The 11,053-nt window shown below is 58.6% G+C and carries 10 protein-coding genes and 1 tRNA gene; 5 read left to right on the top strand and 6 right to left on the bottom strand.

The window, feature by feature from the left end; all coding sequences use genetic code 11:
* Window positions 1–146: 146 nt before the first annotated feature.
* Both ACE4YL_RS05165 and ACE4YL_RS05160 read left to right on the top strand, forming a co-directional pair.
* A complete protein-coding gene (locus ACE4YL_RS05165; protein ID WP_461358191.1) occupies window positions 147–512 on the top strand; it encodes an HIRAN domain-containing protein in 366 nt (121 codons plus the stop codon).
* A gap of 143 nt (window positions 513–655) precedes the next feature.
* Window positions 656–1,261 carry a class I SAM-dependent methyltransferase gene (locus ACE4YL_RS05160; protein ID WP_461358190.1) on the top strand — a complete coding sequence of 202 codons (606 nt, stop codon included), beginning with the start codon at window positions 656–658 and terminating at the stop codon, window positions 1,259–1,261.
* Between the two features lie 62 nt (window positions 1,262–1,323).
* Here ACE4YL_RS05160 and ACE4YL_RS05155 read toward each other — a convergent pair whose 3' ends face one another.
* Together ACE4YL_RS05155 and ACE4YL_RS05150 are read right to left on the bottom strand one after the other, a co-directional pair.
* Window positions 1,324–2,202 (bottom strand): CPBP family glutamic-type intramembrane protease, encoded by an 879-nt coding sequence (locus ACE4YL_RS05155; protein ID WP_461360076.1) that lies wholly within the window; start codon window positions 2,200–2,202, stop codon window positions 1,324–1,326.
* The gene (locus ACE4YL_RS05150; RefSeq protein ID WP_461358188.1) at window positions 2,203–2,991 is read right to left on the bottom strand and encodes a hypothetical protein; all 789 of its coding nucleotides are present in this window, start codon (window positions 2,989–2,991) and stop codon (window positions 2,203–2,205) included.
* Between the two features lie 170 nt (window positions 2,992–3,161).
* On the opposite strand from ACE4YL_RS05150, the gene ACE4YL_RS05145 reads away from it, so the two are divergent.
* Complete coding sequence (locus ACE4YL_RS05145) at window positions 3,162–4,535, top strand: IS1182 family transposase (protein WP_461360183.1); 1,374 nt, start codon at window positions 3,162–3,164, stop codon at window positions 4,533–4,535.
* A 66-nt stretch (window positions 4,536–4,601) separates the two neighbouring features.
* On the opposite strand, the gene ACE4YL_RS05140 is transcribed toward ACE4YL_RS05145, so the two are convergent.
* Window positions 4,602–5,483, bottom strand: a complete 882-nt coding sequence (locus ACE4YL_RS05140) for a diacylglycerol/lipid kinase family protein (RefSeq protein ID WP_461360184.1) — start codon at window positions 5,481–5,483, stop codon at window positions 4,602–4,604.
* A 95-nt stretch (window positions 5,484–5,578) separates the two neighbouring features.
* Here ACE4YL_RS05140 and ACE4YL_RS05135 point away from each other — a divergent pair, with 95 nt between their 5' ends.
* Window positions 5,579–5,770: a hypothetical protein gene (locus ACE4YL_RS05135; RefSeq protein WP_461357968.1), complete on the top strand. Its 192-nt coding sequence runs from the start codon at window positions 5,579–5,581 to the stop codon at window positions 5,768–5,770.
* Window positions 5,771–5,886: 116 nt separating this feature from the next.
* On the opposite strand, the gene ACE4YL_RS05130 is transcribed toward ACE4YL_RS05135, so the two are convergent.
* Window positions 5,887–5,962 (bottom strand) — tRNA-Ala (locus ACE4YL_RS05130).
* Between the two features lie 85 nt (window positions 5,963–6,047).
* A complete protein-coding gene (locus ACE4YL_RS05125) occupies window positions 6,048–6,467 on the bottom strand; it encodes a hypothetical protein (protein WP_461357967.1) in 420 nt (139 codons plus the stop codon).
* Between the two features lie 89 nt (window positions 6,468–6,556).
* Between ACE4YL_RS05125 and ACE4YL_RS05120 the strand changes: the two genes are divergently transcribed.
* Complete coding sequence (locus ACE4YL_RS05120; protein ID WP_461357966.1) at window positions 6,557–7,651, top strand: glycosyltransferase family 4 protein; 1,095 nt, start codon at window positions 6,557–6,559, stop codon at window positions 7,649–7,651.
* 2,066 nt (window positions 7,652–9,717) lie between these two features.
* On the opposite strand, the gene rodA is transcribed toward ACE4YL_RS05120, so the two are convergent.
* Window positions 9,718–10,854 carry a rod shape-determining protein RodA gene (gene rodA, locus ACE4YL_RS05115; protein WP_461357965.1) on the bottom strand — a complete coding sequence of 379 codons (1,137 nt, stop codon included), beginning with the start codon at window positions 10,852–10,854 and terminating at the stop codon, window positions 9,718–9,720.
* Between the last annotated feature and the right edge of the window lie 199 nt (window positions 10,855–11,053).

Here is an 11,053-nt window from a genome sequence, read left to right as displayed (position 1 = left end):
CGGCGCGGCAGGCATTTAGCAAAAAATGGAGAAAAGCATGGAAAAGAGGGGCTAAGCCCAAGAGGTGAGCTTCTCAGCGAGAGGGGGCGCTGCAATTGCACTTTCGGGGGATATTCCGGCGAAAACGCAAGGGTGAGGCCGGTGGCGTGGATTCTAGGAAAAACGCAACAGCCAAGAAGGAGAGGAAGCCCAAAAAGCCCAAGACTATCCGAACCAAAGTGGTGGGGGTCACGTTCAAGAATGAAGACGGAACGGACAGACAGAAGATAGTATCTCGCCACAAGCCCGGCGACGTTTTGATCCTGAGGCATCAGCCGATCAGGGACTACCCTGATGCGGTGGCCGTGTATGGCAGAAGGAACCAACAGCTCGGCCATCTTCGCAGTGAGCTTGCCAGAGACATAGTGAAGTACATGAAAGCGGGCAGAAAGGTTACTTGCAGAGTGTTGGAGATCACAGGTGGCGGTCCCGGACGGAACTGGGGGTGCAATGTCGAGATCACGATAAGATGATTGCCCCTGCTGAGGTCGCTGTGCAGCTGCTGACCAACAGAGGCTTAAGTTGAGCAGTAGCCCCTCTACCTGGGAAAAGGGCATCGGGGGTCTTATGGCGAATATGGAAAGGGAGGAATGAAATCTGTAGAAAGGGTATTGGATTGAGTGCAAAAAAGTATGACCGTGACCTAGGGATTAAGACCACAGGCCTTAGGGAATGGGACAACACCAGCCTGTACAACCGCTACGAAGCCACTCCCTATCGGGGAATGGAGGCACTGTTTCAGTCCTACCGCCTGGGAAGAACCGGCCGGGTCGTGGATTTTGGCTGCGGCAGGGGGCGGGTGGTCTTCTACATCCACCGGCGGTTTCAGGTGCCCGTTGTGGGCATTGAGGCCAACGATAAAACCTACATGGAGGCATTGGAGAATAAGCGGAGGTACAGGGAAAAAGCACGCCACATCAAGGCCCCCATCCGCCTCAAATACGGCTTAGCCGAGCACTATGTGGTCAAGCCGCAGGACTCCTGCTTTTATTTCTTCAACCCCTTCTCCAGCCGTGTGTTTGAAAAGGTGCTGCGCAATATTGCAGCCTCCCTGGAGAAACACCCCCGGGAGATCGATTTGATCTTGTACTACCCTCTACCCGAGTACAAACAGGCCGTTAGGAAGCATTCCTTCCGGAAGATCAACAAGATCCGCGTCCCCGGTGCTCAGGATCCCTACGGGAAGTTCGTGATCTACCGCTTCACCCCAAAGGCTGGGTAGAACGGCGCAGGCTGCGGTAGTTTTCCCCGCGTCACACATGCAGTATCCCCCAGGATGGGGCGTTAGAAGGATAGACGTCCCATCCTAGCCAGGATTTCGACCACGCCCGCGGCCGTAAAGAGCAGGGCAGTTAGCACCAGGAACAGCACCCCTCCCAGTGGCTCCTTCTGCTCCGGTTCTGGCTCCCCTTCCACTTGAGAGAGGGTAAGCACTGCCAGAAACAAGGCGGCTGCTGCTCCCAGGTGCACCCAGCCTGCAGGGTAAGGGCTTATGCTGCCCTTGAACAGCCCGGAGAGCACTGCAGACAGGTTCGCTGTGGCGTGAAAGAGCATGCTGGCCGCGAGGGAGCCGGTTACATAGACCAAGTATCCCATGGCTGCCCCCAGGATCATGGCCGGCAGAACATCGCTTAAGCCGTTGAGGATGTGGTAGGCACCGAAGAGAACAGCGGTGATCACATAACCATATTTCGGACTGTACCTTCCGTAAGCAGCCTGGACGAACCCCCGGAAGAAGATCTCCTCGCAGATGGGGGCAAGCACAACCGTACCCACTAGAAAGAGGACGATCTGGTACAGGGAAGATTCCAAGGAGTTGATGCCCTCAGTTAGGTTCACCGGGCCGAAGGTGCTGTCCAGGAAGAGCCGGGTCATGTTGGCGAAGTAAGAAGCGAAGGCCCACAGGCTCACTCCCGCCAGCACACTGAGGAAGTAGTTCTTCGCTGAGGTGCCCCTGAACTTGAACACCTCTTCCAGGGACCATCCCCTCAGCCTGGCCAGGAGGAGGGGAGGGAGCAGGATGTAGAGGAACTCGTTGAACCAAAGGTTTGTGCCCATGCCCAGCCTGGTTCCGAATATGGCAGTACCTGCGATGGTGAGCAGAACCGTGAGGAAGAAAAGCTTGTTGGCCTGCGCTGTGTTTGGCGCCTGGCTTTTTTTCATTTAGGGCCCCTCCTTGAGGAACACGTACAGCTGTCCGTCCGCTTCCTGGCAGGACAGTTTGACCTGGTACTCGCCTCGGGGTAGGGTCAGCTCCAGCTGATCGCACATCCTGTGTTCCGTGCTGACCAGACCCCGGAAGCGAAAGGTGCTTCCCACGAAGTCGACGCTCACAGTTCCCTGCTGCGCCGAGGTGTAGATGGAGAGTCCCAGATCTAGAGCCTTTTCCGTGGAGATGGTGTAGATCGCCTCATCGTGCGCATCCAGCCCAGCGAGATGGGCGGAATAGACTTCCTTGTAGCCAGAAGGCGGGTTGTTCAGATCGCCCCCATGGATCTTGGAGAGCCGGGCAAACTCTGCTTGGTCAATGGGGATTTCCCTGTAACCTACGATGAGCTGTCCCTCTTCCTTGCCGCTGGTGAGGTACAGGGCATACCGGCCCGGGGCCAGCACCAGGCTGGCAGAGGCGGATTGGGTCCCGGTGTAGCGCCCCACCACAAACCCGACCTCAGGGGTTGTCCGGCCCAGCATTTCCCCTTCACTCTTGAGTCTCAGGTGTTTTGGGCCCTCGGTGTTGGACTGGAAGAAAAGCTCCACCGTGGAAGGAACCGGCAAGTAGCGCTCCAAAAGCAGTTCGCCGTCCCGCTCCCCAGTGCCCAGATCCACAACCAGCTTCTCCAGCTCCTCAGGGACCCTGAACTCCTTGGCACCCTTGTACAGAAAATCCAACACCATGAAAGGCAGTCCGATGGCGAGGCTTACGATGAGGATGGTAAACACGACTTTTTTCACAGCAGCACCTCGTTTCACACCCGTTATTGGACGGTTTTCCGCCAATTCCTGCCCAACACAGAAAAAGACCGCTCTAGGCGGTCTCAGACTGTCGAAAAACCCCTGCGTTTTCCATGGTTTATGGATCGCGGGGGTTCTTGGTTTATGCTAAAATCGATATGGTGATGGGAATGCTTGACAAAGCAGGTAACAGAAGAAATCAGATCCAGATGGTTGACGTGGACATGCTGGTTCCAGAGGAGCACCTTCTGAGGAAAGTCGATCGAGTCATCAACTTTGACCGCATTTACGGTTTTGTGGAGCAATACTATTGCCCGGATAATGGCCGGCCTGCGGTCGATCCGGTTGTGCTGTTCAAAATGGTCTTTATCCAACATCTGTTTGGTATTCCTTCTCTGCGCAGAACGGTGGAAGAAATTAACGTTAATGTCGCTTACAGGTGGTTTCTAGGCTTTGATCTGACCACTAAGGTTCCCCATTTCTCCACCGTCAGCTATGCTTTTGCCACGCGTTTTCCCAGCGAAGTATTCGAGCAGGTATTTTCCTGGATTCTAGAAGAGGCTGTAGTTCACGGTTGCATTGACCCATCGGTAGTGTTTATCGACGCTACTCATGTCAAAGCCAATGCTAATCGGAAGAAGTACACGAAAGAACAGGCCAAACGAGCCGCTAGAATCTACGATGAGCAATTGCGCGAGGAGATCAACCAAGATCGCATAGCCAATGGTAAGAAACCTCTGAAGCTCAAGGAGCAAGATGAGGAGATCACTGTTACGAAGTCCACAACGGATCCGGATAGTGGGATGTTCCATAAGGGTGAACACGAGCGTGCTTTTGCGTACACGACTCACGTTGCCTGTGACAGAAGGGGCTTTGTGTTGGACGTTACTGTTACTCCCGGAAACGTCCACGACAGCGTTGCTTTTGATCCCCTCTATGGCCGAACGGTGGAGCGGTTCCCCGAAATTGAAACCCTGGTCTTGGATGCAGCGTACAAGAACGTGTGGATCTGCAAAAAGATAATCGATGATGGGCGCAATCCGTCCATGCCCTACAAGCGCCCTGGGGGAAAAAAGGGAATGTTCCGACCCCACGAATTTGTCTACGATGAGTACTACAATTGCGTTATCTGCCCTCATAATCAGGTTTTACCATATCGCACTACAGATCGGAAAGGCTACCGAATCTTCACAAGCAACCCTGCCATTTGCGCATCGTGTCCTGACCTTGCCAGATGCACGAAAAGCAGGAACCATCAAAAGACAGTAACCAAGCATATTTGGGAAGACTACATTGAGCAAGCAGAAGACTTCCGCCATTCCCCGGCAGGTAAAGAGAGCTACAGCCTGCGTAGCGAAACGATAGAGCGGGTATTCGCGGATGCCAAAGAGAAACATGGCATGAGATACACATTCCACAGAGGCTTAGCCCGGGTAACGAATTGGGTTAAGCTTAAGTTCGCTGCGATGAATCTGAAAAGACTTGCGCTATGGGCCTTCAGAGGCCCTTTTTTTCATCAAATCTACACCACATTTGCCGCCTAAGATTCACCAAAAGAGTGCTTTCCTGCAGCAGGAGAGCACCCTTTTTCGACAGTCTGAAGCCCCGGCTCAGGCCGGGGCTTTTGGTATAACCACCTTTGCTGCTCGGGGTTTGATCGTGGCCTGGATGGGCCTGGCGGGAAAGACATCCCCATCGAGCATGATGGGCAGGCTCTGGCCCTCGATGCTCACTTCCCGGCCGCTGACGATGGAAACGGCGGGATGGTCCAGGTGATTCCCGGAGTAAACCTTGGGCAGCGTCATGGCTAGATTCCATCTGGAGAGCTTCTCCACGATGAGTACGTGGAACTCACCGCTGTCGTAGCGGGCATGGGGGGCAAACTTCATCCCTCCGCCCCCATAGGGCATGTTCATCACGAAGATGCCCACCGCATCCTTTTCCAGAACCGTGTCATCTACTTTGATGCGCACCTGGTAGCTGCGCAGATGGCGCAGGGTGGAGGCCACGCCCACCAGGAAGGCCGGCGAGCCTTTGATCAGTCCATCGCGATGGGCGTTCACATGCATGATCACATCCACGGCAAACCCGATGCAGGCCAACTGGCCGAAGACATTTTCGTGTTCCAGGCCCACATCAAGCGGTCCTGTGGCCCCCTCCAAGAGGACTTGCAGGGCGCTTTCGGTATCCCTGGGAATACCCAGGCCGCGAGCATAGTCATTGCCTGTCCCGCCGGGAATCACGCCCAGAGCTGCGGGTTTCTGCCAGATGGCTGTGAGCACCTCCCTAACGGTACCATCGCCTCCCAAGGCGGCTACCACCGGATGTTTTTCACTGGCTCGATCTGCTAGTTCCACAGCGTGGCCTGCGTATTCCGTCCAGACCATTTCGAAGTCCGCATTCTGCGCCTTGAGCAGTTCCTGCACCTGCTGGGCCACTTTTCGTCCGCGACCTCTGCCCGCCAGGGGATTGGCAATGATGGCTATGCTCATGTCCTGCCTCCTCAGCAACTTCTCCCTGTGCAATTCGCCATTATAAATCGAAACTCCTTCGTCCATACTAGGTGCAGAAGGAGGTGCTGGAGACTTTGTCGCAGGACAAGAAGAAGCAGAAGCAGCCGCAGAAAAAATCCCAGGGCAAAAAAGCTTCCGGACTGGTCAACGCCAATCATCTCTATGAAACAGGCGAGGAATTGGCCAGCCGCCAGCAGGAAGCCCAGCGGCGCGCCCGCAGCGCCACGCCGCAGCAGGGCACGGAGAATCCAGAAGGACCAGGCTGAGCAGGGGGCGAGGGTAGCAGGTAGCAGGTGGTCAACTGCCGGTAAAACTACTAGAGGTGCTGTACGACGTTCAGCCACGTCGCCACAGCACCTCTTTTCGCTTCCTGCAACTAAAATGGTGGAGATGAAGGGACTCGAACCCTCGACTTCCACGTTGCGAACGTGGCGCTCTCCCAGCTGAGCTACATCCCCACCCTAAACATACATCCGCCTATTATTTTAAGCTCCCGGCAGATATTTTGCAAGCAAAAAAGAAGGGTGGGGCCCTGCCCGCTCGTTAGGCTTTGAGCCTTCCCAGAAGCTTGGTGAGCTCTCCACCCGCCTGCAGGACGGCTTGCTGGTTCCTGGCCCAAACCGCCTGCTGCAGAGCCTGGAGGTGCGATGCAATCTCCTCTTCCATCTGCAGTCCGCCGCCACTTAGCGGCTGCAGAGTTTCCCAGCGGCGCTGCAGATCCTGCACGGTCCGGGCAGCCTTCTGCCAGTCCCCCGCCAGGGCAGCCTGGGAAACGCTGTCCAGGAGGCTCTGCAGTTCCGCCGCGGGCCCCTCCGCTGCCGAATAGGGAGCCGGCGCTGCTTCCCGGGTAAAGACGATCTCCCGGGCCGGAGCGGGAGAGCTTTTTCTCGGAGTGGCCAGAAACCTTCCGGCCAGCAGCACGAGACCCAAAACCAAGGCCGCCAACATGAGTCGTCTGCGCACAGAATCTCCCCTTTCCCCCTTAGCATTCCCTGCATTGATTGATTCATTTTGATCACAATAAATGAGAGAACAGCAGGGGGGAAGACTGGATGAAGGTGGTCTGGGTGGTTAGGCCCGCCGAAGGCGGTATTATGCACCATCTAAGACAGCTCTCAGCGGGGCTGCAGGATTGGGAAATTGTGGTGGCGGCCCCGGCGTCCCTGAAGGATCTGCTGCCCGGGAGGCGCTTTATCCAGCTGGAGCTGGTTGATGGCCTCTGTCCCCGACAGGACTGGGCGGCCGTGCGCAGGCTGAAGCGCATCCTTAAGGAGGAAAAGGCCCAAATTGTACATGCCCACGGCCTGAAGGCGGCCCTGATTACTGCCGCGGCATTGACCCCCAAAAGGCACCCCCACTTTGTGTTCACTGCCCATAACTCTCTGCCCCAAAGCCCATCGCCCTTCCTGGGCTGGGCTTCCAACCTGGTCCAGCGCTGGCTCTTCAGCGGTATGAGCACCATTATCAGCGTCTCCGACGCGGTGCGGGCCCAGATTCTCCGCTACGTCCCGGAAAGCAAGGTGCTCACCATCTACAACGGCATCTGCTCCAGCGAGTTCGGGCACTATCCCGGGGAAATGTCCCGCCAGTCCCTGGCCCTTTCCGAGGAAGACCAGGTGGTGGGCACCGTGGCCCGCCTGATCCCCGGCAAGGGTGTGAAAACCCTCCTGGAGGCGGTGTCCCTGGTGGCCAAAATCCTGCCCCGGCTGCACTTGGTGGTGGTGGGGGATGGCCCGGAACGGGCCAGGCTGGAAGCTTACAGCAAGCGCCTGGGACTGGAGGGACGGGTGCGCTTTTTGGGCTGGCGGGATGATGTACCCAGCCTGATGGCGGGCTGGGACTGTTTTGCTCTGCCCACCTTGAGCGAGGGGTTCAGCCTAAGCGTGCTGGAAGCCATGGCCAGCCGGCTGCCGGTGGTGGTCTCGGACCTGCCCGCCCTGCGGGAGGCGGTGGTGCCGGGCAAAGGGGGGCTTTTGGTTCTGCCTGGCAGCGTGCCTGACTGGGCTGCTGCCCTGCTCCATGTGCTCAAAGATCCGGTTAAGGCCCGGGCCATGGGGGCATTTAACCGGGAGAGGGTAGAGACTTTCTTCGGCGCGGAGCGCATGGTCCGCTGCACCAGGGCGCTTTACGAAGGTATGATCACATGAGACCTGGGCGGACCCGGATGGTCCTGGGGGTGGCTTTAGCCCTTTTCTGCCTGTGGGCTCCGGGGGCGGCTGCTCAAGACCCGCCGGTGGACCGGGTGATCGTGCTGCTCTGGCACGGTTTGACCTGGGAAGATGCCCGCCATCTCCAGTTCGAGGGTCCTGCCGCCTGGGGCCTAATGAACACGCGCTCTGGAGGAGGTGACAGCCTAACTGGAGCCTACTTAAGCCTGGGGGCCGGGGCCAGGGCCGTGGGCTGGCCCGATGCCGCGGAGTTCCTGCCGCGGGAGGCGGCTGAGTACCTCTACAGGCTGCATACGGGCGTGGATCCCGGCAGCTACGTCCAGCCGGAGATCGCCCTCATCCGCCAGGCCCAGACGGTGTCGTACCAGGTGGAACCTGGCGCCCTGGGCAGTGCGGTACTGGAAGCCGGGGAACAGCTGAAGGTCTTAGGCAGCGGCAGCGCGGCCCTGGTGGGGATGGACCGCCTAGGGCGCATCTGGCACGGGCGGCTTGAGGAGGAGCTGACCAGTGTGGATCCCCGCTACCCCTTTGGTGTGCGTACCGACTATGCCCGCTTGGCCCAGGAAATCCTGGCCGCGGAGGAACGGGTGGTGGTGGCGGATTTGGGGGATCCCCTCCGCTTCGACCGCTACCGGGAGCTGCTCCTGCCGGAGCAGCGGGAGGTGGCCCGTGCGGTGATGGTGGCAGAGGCGGGCCGTTTCGTTGAGGAGCTCGCGGCGCGGCGGCCGGAGGGGGCGGTGATCCTCCTGCTCAGCCCCTACCCCGGTGAACAGGCTGCCCGGGAAGGGAAATGGCTCTCACCCGTTTTCTGCCTGGGCTTGGAGGAGGGGCTGTTGACTTCGGCCACCACCCGCTGGCCGGGCATCATCACCAACATGGACGTGGCCCCCACTGTTTTGGAGCTTTTGGGGCTCTCCCACAACCACCCCTTTATCGGCCGGGCCGCCTGGGTGGAGCCAAGCGAACATGCGCCGGAGCGCCTGGATGCGGTGGCCGTTAGGATCGAGGTTCTCTCCCGCTGGCGGGGCCTGATTCTGCGTTTGCTGGTTCTGGGCCAGATCGCCATCTACACAGCTGTGCTCCTCTGCTCGGTGCTCAACCCGCCCCTGGCGGGCGGGGCACTGCGGGGCTTGCAGGCCGCGCTTTTGGCCCTGCTCTCCCTGCCGCTGGCCCTGCTCTTTTGGGGTGCCGCTTCAGCCTTTTCCCTCGGTTTGGTTCTGGCGGTGGTGCTGCTGGGTCTGAGACATCACCGGCCGCTCTTTTGGGCGGCAGTGGTTGCCCTGGCCACCGCCGCGGCCTTAAGCGGGGATATCCTGGCGGGCAGCTGGCTCATGCGCTATTCTCCCTTGGGTTACGATCCGGTGGGAGGCGCCCGCTTTTACGGTATCGGCAACGAATACATGGGGGTTTTGGTGGGATCCAGCATCCTGGCCTGGGCCCTTTGGGCCGGAAAAAAGGCCTCCTCATCCCGGATGCACCAAGCCCTGGGGTTTTTGCTGTTCGCGGGCTTGCTCCTGCTCATCGGGGCCCCCAGCCTGGGCACCAACGCAGGGGGAGCGGTGAGCGCCGTGTTCGGTTTTGGCACAGTCTGGCTGGCCTTCAGCCGGGGCCGGGTGAGCCGGCTCTCCGGGCTGATGCTGATCCTCGGCGCCTGCTTGGTTTTGGGCCTATTCGCTTTCCTGGACCAGGCCAATCCCTCGGCCCAGCAGTCCCACTTCGGTCAAACCGCGGAACTGTTCCGCCGGGACGGCTGGGAGGCACTGCTAATGATCGTCCGGCGCAAAGTGGAGATGAACCTAAGGCTCCTGCGCTACAGCATCTGGAGCAGGGCCCTGCTGGCCACCTTGGCTGTGCTGGCCGCCAGCTTCATCTGGCCGTCCAAGTTCATTGCCTGGCTGAGAAAAAACCACCCCCAGGCCCTTAAGGGGATCGGAGGGGTGGTGGTGGGAGCTGTTGCCGCTCTGGTATTCAACGATTCTGGGGTGGTGGCCGCCGCCACCTGCATCAGCTTCGGCTCCACGCCGCTGCTTCTGATGGCTCTGGAGCTAAAACATGATCTTGCTGCGCCGCAGGCCCACGTTGAGGATGATGGCCACGGCCATGAGGCTGGTAATCATGGTGCTGCCCCCGGCGGTGATGAAGGGGAGGGGCAGGCCGGTGACGGGCATCATGCCCAGGGCCATCCCCACGTTGATGATCAAGTGGAAGAAGAAAATGCTGGTGGCCCCGGCGGCCAGGAGGGTTCCGTAGGTGTCTTTGGCTACAGCCGCGATGCGCAGGCCCCGCCAGATCACAAGCAGAAAGAGGCCGACCACGACCAGGGCGCCCAAAAACCCGAACTCTTCCGCGATAACTGAAAAAACGAAATCGGTGTGGTTGGCCGGGAGAAAGTGCAGGGAGCTTTGGGTTCCGCCCCTGATGCCCTTGCCCAAAAAGCCTCCGGAGCCGATGGCAATGATGGACTGGATCACGTTCCAGCCCGCACCGTCCCGGTCCGCGTACGGATTGAGAAAAACCAAAAGGCGGGTAAGCTGGTAAGGTTTGATGATGCTGAGCCAGCCATTCAGGGAGGCCACGATCAACCCGGCGGCGACAACCACCAGGACCAGTCCGGCAATGAGCAGGGTTTTCAGCCTGGCGTTGCCCACATACCACATGGTGAAGAACAGGCCCACAAAGATGACCGCAGTGCCCAGGTCGGGCTGGACGATGATCAGGGCCATGGGAATCAGGGTAAGCAGGGCCGCCTGCACCACGCCCTTGACGCTTTGACCGTTTTCTTCCTTTTCAAAGAGCTTGGCCAAGGCCAGAACCAAGGTGATTTTGGCCAGCTCGGAAGGCTGAAGGCTCAAGGGCCCCAGGCGCACCCAGCGCTGGGAGCCAAAGACGGCATGGCCAAAGATGAGCACGGTGCCCAAAAGCAGTATGGTGGCCAGGTAGATAAGGCGCGACCAGGGTTTCCAGGTTCGGTAGTCCAGGGAGATGATCACGATAGCGAGAACCAGCCCCAGGCCGAAAGCCAGGGCCTGCCGGCGGACATAATAGAAGGGGCTGAGGTTGGCCGCCTCCAGCTGGGAATAGGAGGCAGAATAGATGACTACCATCCCGATGGCCGTCAGGCAGAGCACCGCGAGGATCAAAGGCCAATCCAGATTGCGCCAATAGCGGCGTGGTATGTTCACCGGCATCCCCCCTTCTCTTACTGTCCATTATACCTGTTTTCGAGGCTTCAAACTAGTCGCTAGTATAAAGTTACTGTAGGACAGGAGTTGGCTCCAAAAAAATAGAAGAAGATCCCACCGTTGCTGTCCAGCGACGAGTACTAAGTACTCAGAGGTGAGATCTTCTTATGTATGCAGTATTCGATGAAAGCCTACTGAC

Source organism: Candidatus Darwinibacter acetoxidans (assembly GCF_041936445.1).
Taxonomy (GTDB): domain Bacteria; phylum Bacillota; class Limnochordia; order Darwinibacteriales; family Darwinibacteriaceae; genus DTU010.
Note: the sequence above shows the minus strand (reverse complement) of the source record. Positions and strands in the feature narration are given on the sequence as shown.